Consider the following 15,015-nt stretch of genomic DNA (forward strand, 5'->3'; position numbering starts at 1 on the left):
TGAGAGACTGAAAAAAAACTTCGCGCCTTAGTGCCTTTGTGGCAAAAAACAAAAAACGCCATGAAACCTTAGTTCCACAGCGTTTTCATCTCAAAAAATAAATAATTAACGGGTAATGTAACTGGTATTATTTCCAGCCACCGCCTAGTGCGCGGTACAAATCTGTATTGGCTGTAAGCTGCTGTCTTTTAATATCAGCAAGTTCCAATTCGCTTTGCAAAAGATTTGCCTGCGCTGTTAAAACTTCTAGATATTCTGCTAAACCATTTTTGAATAAAAGGTTTGCATTTTTAATAGCCTGCTGTAATGTTTTTACTTTTTCTTTTAAGAAAGTTTCTTGTTGCTGTAATTTCTCCACTTTTACTAAAGCATCCGAAACTTCGCTAACGGCAACCAAAACCGATTGTCTAAAAGAAAAAACTGCTTTTTCTCTTTCCGCGACAGCGATATTATATTGCGTTTTAAGTCTTTTGTTATTCAAAAGCGGTTGTGTTAAACCACCTGCAACTGTTCCGAACAATGAAGCCGGAATATTAAACCAATTGCTGGTTTCAAAAGAGTTAACGCCGCCTTGAGCCGTAATTCTAAGAGCTGGGTATAAATCCGCTTTCGTGATACCGACATTTGCATTGGCAACTTTAAGAGCCAATTCGGCGCTTTTTACATCTGGTCTTCTGCTTACTAAAGCAGACGGAATTCCGATTGCTGTATTGTGTTTTACTTCAAGCGTGCTTAACTTAACCGTTCTTTCTTTTGAATCAGGAAATGAACCTGTTAAAACGCTTAAAGCATTTTCCTGAATTGCAATATTTTGTTCCAATAACGGAATCAATTGCGCTGAATTTAATTTTTGTGCTTCAGATTGCTGAATTGCTAAGTTGGTTACCTGACCAGCATCATATTTTAATTTGATAATATTGGTTGTACTATCATTTAAACGAAGATTTTGTCTGGCAATATCCAATTGCGCATCTAGCATTAAAAGATTATAATATCCTCTTGAAACATTGGCAACAATATTAGTCTGCAATGCTTTTTTTACTTCTTCAGATTGAAGATATCCTGCGTAAGCCCCTTTCTTTTGGTTTCTGATCTTTCCCCAAATATCAGCTTCCCAAGAAAGAGAAGCTCCAGCAGAATAGTCGTCAATATGTTTGGCACCAATTGCTTGATTTAAGTTCAACCCCGTAAAACTATTGTCAGACGGATTGCTTGTACTTGCGTTTACAAATAAATTAACCTGAGGCACATTTCCCCATTTTGATTGTGTAAAACGGTATTGCGCAATTTCGATGTTCTTTTCGGCAATCTGAAGGTCGTTGTTTCTGGCAACGGCGCTGTCAATTAATTTTATAATATCTTTTTCTGTAAAGAAGTTTTTCCACTCCACATCGGCAATACTAGTTGTATCACTCGAAACCGATGCATTCCTGAAATTCTCAGGAAATGCATCTTTTGGAGTTTCAATATCCTTTGAGACTTTACAGGATATTAAAGTCGTGATCAGAATGGCGAAGGTCACGATTTTGGTTATATAATTTTTCATTTAGTTTTTTATTAAATTTTTTTTATCCGTTGGGTTTTTAAACACATAGAAACATAGTTTGTAGAGGCTTTAAAAAAGGCGTTTCACTTATTTTAAATACACATAGTTTTTCTATGTGTGGAAACTAGTTTCTTTTATTCTCTTTTTTCAAAATAAGAAATCTATGTTTCTATGTGTTAAAATATTATTTTCCCAAAAAGGTTAAATTTCTGTACAAGTATCTTTTCTAGTTTCAAGATCTCTTGAGATTCTGTACGATATATATCCGATGCCAAATATGATGGCGACAAGTATGGTTGTGATATAGTTTTCCATTTATTATTTTTCTTCGTTATGAATTACAGCGATTGGTTTCCCGCTCACTTTTTCTTGTAAATGCTGGAAGATGATGAATAAAACAGGAATGATAAACAAACCTAGAATTACTCCTGAAAGCATACCTCCAGCTGCCCCAATACTGATAGAGTGGTTACCTTGTGCAGATGGACCTTTGGCACTCATCATCGGTATTAAACCAACCACAAAAGCAAGAGACGTCATGATAATTGGTCGCAAACGTAATTTTGCTGCCATAATTGAAGCTGCTATTAAACCTTGTCCAGATCTTCTTCGCTGTGCCGCAAATTCCACAATCAAGATGGCATTTTTGGCGAGAAGTCCGATAAGCATGACAAGAGCAACTTGTACGTAAATATTGTTTTCGATTCCAGTTAAACCAATAGCAACGAATACTCCAAAAATACCTGCAGGGATTGACAAGATTACTGCCAAAGGCAAAATGTAACTTTCGTACTGTGCAGCAAGTAGGAAATAAACGAATATCAAACACAGTAAAAATATAGTTGCCGATTGTCCTCCTGACGAAATCTCCTCACGTGTTTGGCCCGAGAATTCAAACCCGTAACCTGCAGGCAATTGTTGTTTTGCTACTTCTTCAATCGCTTTAATGGCATCTCCAGAACTAAATCCAGGTTTCGGAATGGCATTAATAGAAATTGAGTTAAACAAATTATATCTAGAAGCGGTTTCTGAACCATAAATACGAGTTAGTTTTACTAAAGTATTTATTGGCACCATTTCGCCTGTTTTATTTTTTACAAAAACTCTGTCAATTGCTGTTGGATCGGCTCTGTCTTCAATATCGGCCTGAACAACTACTCGGTAATATTTACCAAATCGGTTGAAGTCTGATGCTTGTGCACTACCAAAATACGCTTGCATGGTTTGTAAAATGTCTTTTACATTAACACCCAATTGATTTGCTTTTTCGTCGTTGACTTCCAATTGTAATTGTGGATAATCTGCTTTGAAAGAAGTAAAAGCAACTGCAATTTCCGGACGTTTCATTAATGCTCCGATAAATTCCTGAGAGATTCCACTGAATTTATCCAGTTTTCCTCCCGTTTTATCTTGAAGAACCAAATCTAAAGCCTCAACGTTACTAAATCCAGGAACGGTTGGGAAACTGAACACGAAGAAACTTCCTCCAGAAATTCCGCTTAGTTTACCGCGAACCTGATTCATGAATTCGTCAATGTTTTTTATTTCTCCACGTTCTTCGTTTGGTTTAAGCAATACGAAAATTACGGCTGAAGATGGACTAGTAGAATTCGTCAATAAGTTAAAACCTGAAATCGCGGTTACGAATCTTGAAGCTTCTAATGATTTTAAAGTATTCTCAGCTTCAGTCATTACTTTTTGAGTTCCGTCCAATGATGTTCCAGATGGCGTATTTACTGCAATTGCAATAAATCCTTGATCTTCTGTTGGAATAAACCCTGCAGGAGTTGTTTTTACCATCACTACAGTTGCCAAAGTAATTAAAGCTAATCCGCCTAAACTCAACCATTTTCTTCTGATTAAGAATTTAAGTCCGCCTACGTAACGATTTGTCAACGATTCAAAACTGCTGTTGAAAGCGCTAAAGAATTTTTCTTTAAAACCTTTTTTCTCATGAGGTGTATCGTGATCGTGCGCTCCGTGATTATCTTTTAAGAATAATGCCGCAAGCGCTGGACTCAATGTTAAGGCGTTTACAGCCGAAATTACAATTGCAATTGCCATCGTAAAGGCAAACTGACGATAGAAAACTCCTGTTGAGCCTTCCATAAAACCAACCGGCAGGAATACAGCAGCCATTACCAGCGTAATCGAGATAATAGCACCCGTTATTTCGTGCATTGCTTCATGGGTTGCGATTTTTGGAGACAAGCGTTTATGCTCCATTTTCGCATGCACCGCTTCGACTACCACAATGGCATCATCGACCACAATACCAATCGCCAGAATTAATGCGAAAAGCGTTAAAAGGTTGATCGAAAATCCGAATAACTGCATGAAGAAGAACGTTCCTAAAATTGCTACAGGTACAGCAATAGCCGGGATTAATGTTGATCTAAAATCTTGCAAGAAGATAAATACCACAATAAATACCAGTATAAAAGCTTCTATTAATGTATGCTCAACTTGTTCGATAGATTGGTCAAGAGATACTTTTGTACTATAGAAAATATTGTGTTTTATGCCTTTTGGAAAATCTTTAGAAGCTTTTTCCATCATTTTGTTAATGGCAATCTGAATATCATTTGAGTTAGATCCAGCCAATTGAATAACTCCAATTACAATTCCTTTTTTACCATTTAAACGAGTTAAACTGTTATAAGAGTAAGCACCCAATTCAACTCTCGCTACATCTTTTAAGCGAAGTACTGAGCCATCTGCATTAGAACGTATAGCAATATTTTCATAATCTTCTGGTTTAGTTAATTTCCCTTTGTATTTAATAACGTATTCAAAAACTTCTTTGCTTCGCTCTCCAAATTTACCCGGAGCCGCTTCCAAACTTTTGTCTTGAATCGCTCCCATAACTTCGTTTGGAGTTACTTTGTAAGCAGACATTTGCGTTGGATTCAACCAAACACGCATAGAGTAATCTTTTACCCCACCAAAAATACTGGCAGAACCAACACCTGGAATACGTTTTAATTCCGGAATAATATTAATCTGTGCATAGTTGGCAACAAATGTCTGATCGTATTTTGCTTCATCATCGGTGTACATACCAATCGCCATGATGAAACTGTTTTGCTGTTTCGCTGTAACAATACCTTGCTGTACAACTTCAGCAGGTAATTGGCTCGTTGCCTGAGCAACACGGTTTTGTACGTTTACCGCAGCCTGATCGGCATCTGTACCCAGTTTAAAGAAAACTGTAATTGCCAAAGTACCATCGTTACTCGCTGTAGAACTCATGTACGTCATGTTTTCTACACCATTTATTGATTCTTCGATAGAAGGTGCCACAGAACGTAAAACCGTTTCTGCGTTGGCTCCCGGATATACCGCCGTTACCAAAACCGATGGAGGCGCAATATCAGGAAACTGTTGTAAAGGCAGTTTAGTTAAACCTAATACCCCCAGAATCACCAATAAAATGGAAATTACGGTTGCCAGTACAGGTCTTTGTATAAATATTTTGAACATTGTCTTTTATAATTATTTTTGATTAGTTACTTCGGCAACTTTAGTTGATTTTTCAGGCTGAATCGCTTGCCCATCCTGAAGTTTATCAATACCGCTTAACACGATTTGGTCACCAGTTTTTACACCTTCTTTAATTAAATAGTTGGTACCACTTTTACCTACGACTGTTATAGGCATTTTAGTCACTTTGTTGTCTTTGCCTACAGTGAAAACAAATACTTTATCTTGCATTTCTACTGTAGCCGCTTGCGGAACTAAAATCGCATCGTCGTGTTGTAATCCTAAACGGATTCTTCCTGTGTTTCCAGAACGTAAAACACCGCCTTTATTAGGGAAAGTTGCTCTAATAGTGATTGCACCGGTAGTTTTATCAAACTGACCGTCAACCATATCGATTTTTCCAGTTTGAGGATAAGCGTTGTTATCAGCTAAAATCAAAGTAACAGGTGGTAATTTTTTGATTTTATCGCCTAATGAACTTCCAGCATATTGCTCTTTAAAGTTGATGAAGTCAGTTTCGCCTAAAGAGAAATAGGCAAACACTTCATGAACATCAGATAAAGTTGTAAGCGCTTCAACGTCAGTAGCAGAAACTAAACTTCCTTGTTTTTTAGGTAATCTTCCAATGTAACCACTAACTGGAGCTGTAACATTAGTATATCCTAAATTAATTTTAGCAGAACCTACCATTGCTTTTGCCTGTTCGATATTGGCAGCAGCAATTTTTTGAGAAGCTTTAGCAGTTTTCAATTGATAATCAGAAACTACTTTGTTTTGTACTAAAGGAGTCAATTTATCAACTTCTAAATTGGCGTTTATCAAAGCCGCTTCTGCAGCGTGAAGACTTGCCAATGCATTGTTTAACTGCTCGCGATATGGACGCTCATTGATTTTGAATAAAGTTTGTCCTTTGCTTACATAAGCACCTTCGTCTACATAAATTCTGTCAAGGTTTCCGCTTACTTGTGGACGAATTTCAACATCTACAGTTCCTTGTATAGAAGCAGGATATTCAGAGTCAGTTGTTGTGTTGGCACTTGTGATAGCCAATACTGGTAAAACCGGTGGTGGTGGAGCAGTAGGCGCTTGATTTTTGTCGCCACAGCTGCTTAATACTAAGGCCAGAATAAAACTGGTTATAATTACATTTTTCATTTTCATAGTGGTTTTAATTGGTTGAACATTTTCTCGGATAAAATTCTTTGGTATTCTGGCATTCTCGGGATTCATATTTAATTGAATTAAATTATCTAACATTGTTAAGTAAAAGAGCGCAAATTTCTATACAGTTAAGCTTTTCCAATTTTATTCAAAATCAGTATTAAATTATCTAACGTTGTTAAGTAAAAGTCTAAAAAAAGAGCTTTTATTACCTTGATTAAATTTTCTAACAGTGTTAAGCGAAAGTTATAAAAAAAAGGATTCTATGTTATCCCGTTTAAATCATTTTACACTGTTAAGTAAAATTGAAAATTTTTTTATTGTATAGATTTAATGATACCAGTAATGGCATCCTTCAAAATCTGAGCATTTATTGTTTCTAAAATATCACTTTTGTTAATGATGTTGATGGCGATTAAACCATGAATAACAGAAAAGAAAGTAAAATATTTTTGTTTAATGATATCTTCACTAGGATTGCTGTCCTTCATAATTTCAGCAATAACCCCAGTAAACAATTTGTAAGGTGCTTCCTGAGCCGAACATCGCTGTGCGCAGCAAGTCATTTGAACACCAAACATAAGTTGATACATTTCAGTATTAGTAAAAGCGAAATCCCAATAAGTCATCCACATGGCTTCTAACTGATCTTCGGGTTTGTCAAACTTGTCTTTTGCAGTCTGCAACTCTTTAGCCAGTTTTAAAAAACCTTTGCCTGTCAGTTCTTCTAATATTGCTTCTTTATTCGAGAAATATTCATAAATAATAGGAGCAGTATATTCGATTCTGTCGGCAATTTTACGCATACTCAAACCATTCCAGCCTTCATCTTTTACGATATCATAAGCAGCGCCAAGGATGTTGTTCCTTGTCTCTTCTTTTTGTCTTAAAATTCGATCTTTGCTAGCCATTGTATTCAAGTATTAAATCGTTTAACACTGTTAGGCAAATGTATGGCAGATTTTCGAATTTCAAAATATTTTTATCATAATATTTTCTTATCGTGCAATAAGTGTTTTTAAAATTCTCTGCAAAGTCCTTATTTTATTAGACTTTTTGTTGAGATAATTTTTTTAAGGAGCAGATCTATTTTGGTTTTCAGAACCATTTGTCCCGTTCTACATTCTATTTTTTGTGGTGAACCCCACCACAAAAAGATGCCATTTCGATCGGGGCTAGGAGAGAACATGTATTTTTTCATTAGAACTTTGTCAAAGTTTCAAACTTTGACAAAGTTGACACTAAGGATTTTCTTTCTGCAAAAATTCCAGCGGAATGAAATATTTATGGATTATTGAATACGCCGTTTGCAAAAGCTCCAACGGAGTGACATATTAATTATTGTAAAACCAAAAATATTTCACCCCGCTGGGACTCTTGCAAAACGGAATTACTATTTCTATAAATATTTCGTCCCGCTGGGACTTGCTATAGAATACAATTTTAGCGTTTAGTTTGTCATCCTGAGGAACGAAGGATCACACTCGCAATTCGACAAAGAGTATATTCTACGCGTAGTTTGTCATCCCGACGAAGGAGGGATCTTCGTAAGCAGCTCCGTAAAGATTGTTAATTATGATTGCAGAAATATCTAGTGTGATCCTTCGTTCCTAAGAATGACAAAAACTCGAATAGAGCCATCTGTATTCGTTTTTTTCGTAACATTACAACAAAAAAAAATGAAAACCCTGACTATCCTAAAAACCACAATCACTATTTTATTTTTCCAGCAAACCTTTTCTCAGGAAACTAAAAAAGAAACTGCATCGCCCCAATACACAATAGAAAACTGTGTCAATCATTTTGATATAAACAAAGCCACCAAAACCAAAGTAGGCTACCAATATTGGTTTGCAAATAAAGATTTCACTCAAGAAAACACTTTAAAAATGAGTATTGTCGAACCTGGAAAATCGACGCACGCGCCACATCATCATCCTGAAGAAGAATTTTTCTATATTTTAGAAGGAACTGCCGAATTCTTTCTAGACGGAAAAACCGTTACAGCGGGTCCAAATACAAGTTTCTATTGTCCGCCAAATGCCGAACACGGAATTAGTAATGCTGGGAAAACAGATTTAAAGTATTTGGTTATTAAAAAAGATTTGAGGTAAAGATCATAATAGAAGTTCAAAAAATGTAATTATTTAAATTGCCTCCAGCTTTAGCTGGAGGTTAATAATTTAGTAATAGAAAAAGGCTTTAGCCAAAAATACATTTGCCCAAAGCCTAAACAAAGAATTACGAATAAGTCTCCAGCTAAAGAGCTTGGCTACTAAATATTATGTTTACTTCAAAATGACAACCTCTTCAGGAATCATAAACAAAAGCGTACAGCCAGTTCTAGAAAATACAGAATGCGTACTTCCAGGTGGCATATACAAATAATCGCCTGCTTTTAGTTGATCTTTTCCAGAGCGTACTTCGCCTTCTAGAACGTAGATTTCTTCGCCCGCAGGATGTACGTGATTTGGATATGAAGCGCCAGGTTCAAATTTTAAAAAGAAAGTAGGAGGACGGTTAGTGGCGGCATCAAAGCGTAAAACTTTAGCATAAATTCCGTCTGTTTTTACACCTTCTTCTTGAAGTGGTTTCCATTCTAATTCGTTGCTTTTTGTGATTTTAGTTTCCATATGTATTCAAATTTAATTTGTTAAGTTATTGGATAATTATTTTAAACACATAGAAACATAGAGTTAGTAAACTTATAAAGGCGTTTCACTTACATTGGTAAACATAGCTATGTGTGAAAATCTAGATTTTTTTAATTGCCTTTTTTCTAATATTTTATAATCTATGTTTCTATGTGTTAGATTTTTTTGTAAACCAAAGGAGTTATTAGATTCTTAAAAGATACTCATCCAAACTCCATCGGTATTTGTCTGCGGTTGCTAAGAGAAAAGCCCCCATTGAAAAGACAAATACAGAATAATCGAGAGGATCTTTTATTCCGAAGGAATAAGTCATTGCCAGCGCAAATAGAAAAGTTAAGATAGAAGCGCCAACAGCAGTTTTTCTGGTCTGATATCCAATCAGCAATAAAACAGCAAATAAGGTTTCCAGAAAAGTGCTGATAATTGCAATTGACGGAATAAAACTTTTAGGTAAAAAAGAATTTACACTTTCGGCGTAAGTCAGAAAATTTTCCCAACCCGAAGATTGTTTCCCAATCAAACCTAACCGACTTAAAACGGCAGATAAAAATCCAATTGCCATTGCAATTCGTAGAAGCAAGATGGCATAATCTTGATATCTTTTCATAAACTATTTTGTTAGTAATTAATCAGATACAAAGATCAGGCAATGGTGCTTTTTAAAGAATAGAGAATCTTGGAAAAAGCATGTAATGGAACATTCTGTGCGATTTATTTAAACACATAGAAGCATAGAATTGTTGTAGTATAAAAAAGGCGTTTCACTTGCTTAAACAAACATAGCTATGTGTTGAGAAACTAGTTTCTCTTTTACATTCTTTTAAGCGGATCTAAAATCCTATGTTTCTATGTGTTTAAAAAACAATCGCTACAATTGAACAACTTTCTCCTTATAAGATTTTGGAGAAATATTCGTGTGTTTTTTGAAGAAGTTCGAAAAATAAAAAGGATCATTAAAACCCAAAGCATAAGCTGTTTCTTTTACCGATAATTTCTCGTAAGTAAACAAGCGTTTTGCTTCAGAAATGACCAGTCCGAAGATGATATTTTGTGCGGTTTTGTTGCAATGCAGTTTAGAGAGTTCGTTTAGTTTGGCCTCAGTTGTGCCTATTAAATTGGCGATTTCGTTTACCGAAAGATTTTTATCAAAATTTCCTCGAATGGCTTCCAGAAAATGAAGAAACAAAGCGTCTGGTTTGTAGATTTCTTCTCCCAATTTTATTTTAGAACGATTGATTTCGATTAAAATCAATTGAATTCTAGAATGAATAGAAATTAAGTATTGATAAGGTTTTTGTGCAATTTCCTGCTGAATAAGCTGTAAAGCATCAACAACCAATTTGTCGTCATCTACTTTTATCACTTCATTCATTGCAAAATGGCAGAACAAGCTGTTATGAAAAATGAGTTCAATGTCATTATCATTTTTGCAGAAGAAATCATAAGTAAATTCGAGAACAAATCCAGTTGCATTGCTGCTGTTTTTTATAAAATGAATTTGACCAGACGTTATCGTTAGGATCGAATTTTTGATGATTAGATATTCGTTTTCATCCACCGAAAGCGTTATTTCGCCCGATGTGCAAAATAGCAACACATATTTTAATACGCGTCTAGGATGCTTTAAATCTTCTGCCTGTTCAAACGTCTTTATTTCAATCATTTGTTTTGGTTTTTAAACGCAATTTCGATAGCTATCGGGAACTAAGATTTTGTAAAGTTATGCATTTAAAGAAATAGTTTTTCAAGCTTACATAAGATTAATCTGCATGTTTTTCAAAATAATTGGAAGCCATTTCTACAATTGCCTCTTTTGTTGCAAAACTGTACTGAACTCCATGATTGAGCGTATAAGAATCACCATGTTCTGGATAATGTTGTTCTCCGTCTATTTGAAAGGGATCCAGAACCGAAAGCCAGAGATTGCGATGTCGATCTTTGAAATAAAACTGATTTCTATCTGAAACCACTAAGATCGTTCCGTTGTTATTGTCAAGAATAGAAGTATGGTTACTGCCTTCATAATCACCCATTATAGTAATATTGGTGTTGTACTTTTTGGATGTTATTTCTGCAATTTTTTTTGTTAGTGGCATAAGAAGTGGTATTTAATTTGTCTCGATGATAGTAAATTTAAAACAGTTGATTTTATCAATATTACCCCTAAAAGTTATTTTTATATCAAAATAAGGTTTTTAATTTAATGAGCTGAGTGAAGCTTTCAATTCTAATTTCGGCTAGAGGTAAAGATTTCAATAAAATATAAAAACCTCGATCTTTATGGATCAAGGTTTTGTTTTAAAGTATTTGTTTTTAAATACGTTATCTATAATTCTAATGTGATCAAATAAAGAATGAATGCAAGTACTATTGATCCAATTCCAACTAATAGTATAGGATCGACCATATCAAAAAGTTTAGGTTTTTTAGGTAGAGCATATACAATGGCTGTCAAAATGGAAATTGAAAACAAAATCAGAAAAATTCTTTTTCCTCCTCCAGTGTCTTCTTCATTTCTGCATCTAAGATAGAGGTAATCTTTATCATTTTTTATGAGCGAATGAATTTCACAGGAATTTTGCGTATTGAAATCATCCAAATCATATTTTAAAATAGCAACAGAGATGGTATCTCCAGTTTTTATTTCATTTAGAAGTTCTTCTTTATTAACACAACTATAGTCATCACCAGTAATTTCAAAATTACTTTGATTATTAATGCAGTTAAATTCTATCCATTTTTTGCTTCTTTTTCCTTTTCTTTCTTTGAATTTAGGAGCGTGCGAAATGATCAGGTTTTCATAAACTTCAAGGTCTGATTGTTCTATGTTATAACTTCCGCTAATGACTTTGATAAAAAAATAAGTTCCGAAAATGAGACATAATACAGATACAACTAAATAACCTTTTTGCTTTTCTTCCCAATCACTAATGCTGTTAATCATATTAAAGTTTGTGAGATTTTGTATTCAAAAATAGGAATATTTTTTAGAGATTTTGGGTTTGGAATTGTTTGTGTTTTTTACGTACAGTTTGTCATCCTGAGGAACGAAGGATCACACGCGAAATCGAAAAAGATTGGCAATGAATAGCCCCTAGTTTTAACTAAGGGATTTGATAGGATTTTATAGTTAGAGGCTTAAGCCAAAACCCGCATTTGGCTTGAGCCTTATTCTCGCTTTTATATATCTCCATCTAAAGATGGAGGCAATTCATTCTTTTAATTGAGATGTTTTTAAATCTGTAAAAGAAAATTCCGGAGGAATGAAATATTTATAGATTCATAAAACGTGCTGTACCAAAAGCTCCAGCGGAGCGACATCGTTATAAGATTTCACCCCGCTGGGGCTTTTTTAAAATGGGAAAAATGTTTTCTATAAATATTTCGTCCCGCTGGGACTTTCTCGAGACAATTCAGAAAATTTTAAAAATGATTATTTCTAATAACGATTTTATACATTTGGTATATTATAAAGTCGATAAATATAGAAATAATATTGAAAGAAAAATCTTTCTTTTTAAAGTAGTTTTCTCTACATTTGAAGTTCCTAAAAAATTACGACTTTAAATTAGAGCAAGATTTGCCCTTGTATTATGTGTACGGTATCGGAAACGACCGTAAACGCCGTCGTAAGCGTTAGGAACACTAAGATACAAGGGTTTTTATATTCCTAATATTACGACATTATGAGTACAAAAAACACCCTTTCCAAAGAAGCCGAAACAAGGCTGATTGATTTTTTTAACCATATTATAGATCCAGAAGATATGGCTAAAATCTTAAGACAAGTAAATTGCATTTTAGCTCTCGGCGTAATGCGACAACACGAAACCCTCCAAATTGGACTAACCAATTTTGAAGACAATTATTATTGGCTCAATGAATTGGCGGAGATTTTGAATCCTTATTTGAGTGAGGAGTAGAGTTTATAAAATGGAAAAACCTCGATTTTTTGGAATCGAGGTTTTTATTTTACCAATTGATTTTTTTTACTACATAAAAATTCTCTTTCGTGCCTCTAACGGCTTTAAAATGAATAGAATCAGGAATTCTTTCAAAGTTGTTAATGAGTGTTTTGTTTTCATTTCTAAATTTATCGTATGTCACTAATTTTATTGTGTCTCCAAATTTCAAATTATCCAAAGATTTATTTTGGTTGTATTTTCTTAATAATTTTAAAGCGTCAACTTTCGATATTAGATGATTTCGTTCTTTTATGATTATATCAATTGGTTTATCAATTAATGATTTATCTGAATCTAACTGATAGATAACTTTTCTTTTATTTTGCTTTTTATATACTTGATAATCAAAAGACCCATCTCTTAATGTTCTATTATCAATTCGATAAAGCCAAACTGCATAATCCACAGAAGAATCCATTGTTATCTGAAATTCAGTAGGAAGTGATAAGACTACACTATCTTTAATATGGGGATTTTTTAAATTTGGTAAAATAGTAACTATTTCTTTAGTATCTAATTGCTTAACTTCAATCGGATCTTTTTTTTTCAAGCAAGATGTTAGTAATGTGGTTACTAAAATAAGGATATAAATATGTTTCATTTTGCTAATTTATAAAGATACAATCTACATAAGTTTTATAATCATCAATAGTATCATCTTTTATTGAATAATGAAGGAGAGTATACTCAAAAAGAGATTTGTCATAATTATTTTTGATTAATTGATTTTCATATAAGTCATTTAATTTTTGTATTGTTTTTATTTCTCCTTTTAATAGTTTGTCCAATATTTGTTGATTAATAAGAGTGTATTGATAGTTTCCATATTTTTCTTTTTTAAACCATTTTGCATCTGCTAATTCATAAATACCATTAAGCCCTCTATCCTTTGCTTCTTCAACAGCATCTGAAACCATTCCATTCCAAACTTGTTCAATAGGTTTGCTAATGCTAGGATAAACAATTGCATTTAAAAAGTCTAAAGGAGCAAACATGGTTGTAATAGTTTCCATTTTTTTTTCATCCATTGCAAAACGTAATAGATCTAGAGCTTGTAAGGTATAATCTAGTTTTTCTACATTTTTTAATAGCGTATTACGTACTCCAACTTCTCTAAAATAATCAAGCTGGCTTATACCCTTTGTGGTAACAAGTTTTCCTTCTTTTATGTAGCCAAAATTTGCAGCTTGTGTAATTTCGTAAAGTTTACCGCTGTTTTCAAATACGGGTTTAGTGTAAAGTCTTTTACTAAATTCTATTTTACCCAAGTTGTTGGCTAAAAATCCTTTTTTGAGTTTTTTTACCGCAATAGAATACCTTAGTTTATCACTGTATTTTACCATCTTTTCGCGAACATCTGCGATGGCGTTATCTTTAATATCGTCGAGAATAGTATCCATTATTTTTTCTAATTCTTTCGATGGTTCTACAATGGCAACAATTCCAGCAGAGAAAACAATAAGTTCGCCGTCTGCAGCTCTAATTTCTGGAAAGCCATAACCTTCATAGGCAGGTTTTATAAATAAATTAGTTTCAGAAGCGTAAACACTCAATAAATTATTATTTGAAATCCAATCCTGATTACGATATTTCCAAGTCCAATAAAAATCTAGACAGCCATCTTTAAAATAACCTTTGTCTGATAAAAGATCACTATTCCATTTTGGGTTCAAAAATAACTCAATGGTCATAATGTGTTTTCCATTTACTTCTCTTACAATAGCATTTCTATAAACTTTTTTACCATCGAGTTTATCATCATCAGGAACTAGCCAATCCAGAAACATTCCAGTATCTTTATCCCATAGCTGAAACGTAATAATCGTACCGACAGAAATATCATTGCTCACAGTCAATTGAAAATAAACGGTTTTACCTAAAGAAGATTTAGGTCCTCTGTTGTCCTGTTCTAAATTTCTCATTCCTTCATAATCTGAAGTCCAACAACCTGAGAAAGCAATTTCAGGCTCTTCTCTAACTGGTCTTGGTTCAGGTTCTCCATAGGTATATTCGGGTGCGAAATATTCGATACGTCTATTGGAGATTATTTCTATTTCGTTTGCCCAAATTTTTGTAGTTCCTCTTACAATATAAGTGGCATTGCCACCAACGCGTCTGGTTTTGGTCATAAGGCATAATTATTTAAATAGTTAGTAAAAAAAACGCAATTTTTTGGATTTTATCTTACTTTCTAAATGTATGCACA

Annotated in this window: 13 protein-coding genes; 2 read left to right on the forward strand and 11 right to left on the reverse strand. The window is 34.0% G+C overall.

Annotated features, from left to right (window positions below; genetic code table 11):
- Positions 1-127: 127 nt before the first annotated feature.
- The 4 genes from DMA14_RS15720 to DMA14_RS15735 form a co-directional block, all read right to left on the reverse strand.
- A complete protein-coding gene (locus tag DMA14_RS15720; RefSeq protein WP_111425546.1) occupies positions 128-1,546 on the reverse strand; it encodes a TolC family protein in 1,419 nt (472 codons plus the stop codon).
- A gap of 318 nt (positions 1,547-1,864) precedes the next feature.
- Positions 1,865-5,029, reverse strand: a complete 3,165-nt coding sequence (locus DMA14_RS15725; protein ID WP_111425547.1) for an efflux RND transporter permease subunit — start codon at positions 5,027-5,029, stop codon at positions 1,865-1,867.
- Positions 5,030-5,041: 12 nt separating this feature from the next.
- A complete protein-coding gene (locus tag DMA14_RS15730) occupies positions 5,042-6,259 on the reverse strand; it encodes an efflux RND transporter periplasmic adaptor subunit (RefSeq protein WP_111425831.1) in 1,218 nt (405 codons plus the stop codon).
- A 248-nt stretch (positions 6,260-6,507) separates the two neighbouring features.
- The gene (locus DMA14_RS15735) at positions 6,508-7,101 is read right to left on the reverse strand and encodes a TetR/AcrR family transcriptional regulator (protein ID WP_111425548.1); all 594 of its coding nucleotides are present in this window, start codon (positions 7,099-7,101) and stop codon (positions 6,508-6,510) included.
- 768 nt (positions 7,102-7,869) lie between these two features.
- Here DMA14_RS15735 and DMA14_RS15740 point away from each other — a divergent pair.
- On the forward strand, positions 7,870-8,304 hold the full coding sequence (locus DMA14_RS15740; RefSeq protein WP_111425832.1) for a cupin domain-containing protein: 435 nt from the start codon (positions 7,870-7,872) through the stop codon (positions 8,302-8,304).
- Positions 8,305-8,478: 174 nt separating this feature from the next.
- On the opposite strand, the gene DMA14_RS15745 is transcribed toward DMA14_RS15740, so the two are convergent.
- The 5 genes from DMA14_RS15745 to DMA14_RS15765 form a co-directional block, all read right to left on the reverse strand.
- Positions 8,479-8,823 (reverse strand): dimethylsulfonioproprionate lyase family protein, encoded by a 345-nt coding sequence (locus DMA14_RS15745; RefSeq protein WP_111425549.1) that lies wholly within the window; start codon positions 8,821-8,823, stop codon positions 8,479-8,481.
- Between the two features lie 205 nt (positions 8,824-9,028).
- Positions 9,029-9,451 carry a DoxX family protein gene (locus DMA14_RS15750; protein WP_111425550.1) on the reverse strand — a complete coding sequence of 141 codons (423 nt, stop codon included), beginning with the start codon at positions 9,449-9,451 and terminating at the stop codon, positions 9,029-9,031.
- Between the two features lie 261 nt (positions 9,452-9,712).
- The gene (locus DMA14_RS15755; RefSeq protein ID WP_111425551.1) at positions 9,713-10,507 is read right to left on the reverse strand and encodes a helix-turn-helix domain-containing protein; all 795 of its coding nucleotides are present in this window, start codon (positions 10,505-10,507) and stop codon (positions 9,713-9,715) included.
- Between the two features lie 97 nt (positions 10,508-10,604).
- Entirely contained in the window at positions 10,605-10,940 is a 336-nt protein-coding gene (locus tag DMA14_RS15760; protein ID WP_111425552.1) for a hypothetical protein, read from the reverse strand.
- Positions 10,941-11,170: 230 nt separating this feature from the next.
- Positions 11,171-11,788 carry a hypothetical protein gene (locus DMA14_RS15765; protein ID WP_111425553.1) on the reverse strand — a complete coding sequence of 206 codons (618 nt, stop codon included), beginning with the start codon at positions 11,786-11,788 and terminating at the stop codon, positions 11,171-11,173.
- A gap of 742 nt (positions 11,789-12,530) precedes the next feature.
- Between DMA14_RS15765 and DMA14_RS15775 the strand changes: the two genes are divergently transcribed.
- A complete protein-coding gene (locus DMA14_RS15775) occupies positions 12,531-12,767 on the forward strand; it encodes a hypothetical protein (RefSeq protein WP_111367063.1) in 237 nt (78 codons plus the stop codon).
- A 49-nt stretch (positions 12,768-12,816) separates the two neighbouring features.
- On the opposite strand, the gene DMA14_RS15780 is transcribed toward DMA14_RS15775, so the two are convergent.
- Complete coding sequence (locus tag DMA14_RS15780; protein ID WP_157957719.1) at positions 12,817-13,410, reverse strand: hypothetical protein; 594 nt, start codon at positions 13,408-13,410, stop codon at positions 12,817-12,819.
- A 4-nt stretch (positions 13,411-13,414) separates the two neighbouring features.
- Positions 13,415-14,938: a hypothetical protein gene (locus DMA14_RS15785; protein WP_111425556.1), complete on the reverse strand. Its 1,524-nt coding sequence runs from the start codon at positions 14,936-14,938 to the stop codon at positions 13,415-13,417.
- Positions 14,939-15,015: the final 77 nt, after the last annotated feature.

Origin of the sequence: Flavobacterium sharifuzzamanii (assembly GCF_003254585.1) — a bacterium.
Taxonomy (GTDB): Bacteria; Bacteroidota; Bacteroidia; order Flavobacteriales; family Flavobacteriaceae; genus Flavobacterium; species Flavobacterium sharifuzzamanii.

Bases quoted from the DNA above. Each gene is read 5' to 3' on its own strand.
- DMA14_RS15720 (WP_111425546.1), bottom strand. From the start codon at position 1,546: ATGAAAAATTATATAACCAAAATCGTGACCTTCGCCATTCTGATCACG.
- DMA14_RS15725 (WP_111425547.1), bottom strand. From the start codon at position 5,029: ATGTTCAAAATATTTATACAAAGACCTGTACTGGCAACCGTAATTTCC.
- DMA14_RS15730 (WP_111425831.1), bottom strand. From the start codon at position 6,259: ATGAATCCCGAGAATGCCAGAATACCAAAGAATTTTATCCGAGAAAAT.
- DMA14_RS15735 (WP_111425548.1), bottom strand. From the start codon at position 7,101: ATGGCTAGCAAAGATCGAATTTTAAGACAAAAAGAAGAGACAAGGAAC.
- DMA14_RS15740 (WP_111425832.1), top strand. From the start codon at position 7,870: ATGAAAACCCTGACTATCCTAAAAACCACAATCACTATTTTATTTTTC.
- DMA14_RS15745 (WP_111425549.1), bottom strand. From the start codon at position 8,823: ATGGAAACTAAAATCACAAAAAGCAACGAATTAGAATGGAAACCACTT.
- DMA14_RS15750 (WP_111425550.1), bottom strand. From the start codon at position 9,451: ATGAAAAGATATCAAGATTATGCCATCTTGCTTCTACGAATTGCAATG.
- DMA14_RS15755 (WP_111425551.1), bottom strand. From the start codon at position 10,507: ATGATTGAAATAAAGACGTTTGAACAGGCAGAAGATTTAAAGCATCCT.
- DMA14_RS15760 (WP_111425552.1), bottom strand. From the start codon at position 10,940: ATGCCACTAACAAAAAAAATTGCAGAAATAACATCCAAAAAGTACAAC.
- DMA14_RS15765 (WP_111425553.1), bottom strand. From the start codon at position 11,788: ATGATTAACAGCATTAGTGATTGGGAAGAAAAGCAAAAAGGTTATTTA.
- DMA14_RS15775 (WP_111367063.1), top strand. From the start codon at position 12,531: ATGAGTACAAAAAACACCCTTTCCAAAGAAGCCGAAACAAGGCTGATT.
- DMA14_RS15780 (WP_157957719.1), bottom strand. From the start codon at position 13,410: ATGAAACATATTTATATCCTTATTTTAGTAACCACATTACTAACATCT.
- DMA14_RS15785 (WP_111425556.1), bottom strand. From the start codon at position 14,938: ATGACCAAAACCAGACGCGTTGGTGGCAATGCCACTTATATTGTAAGA.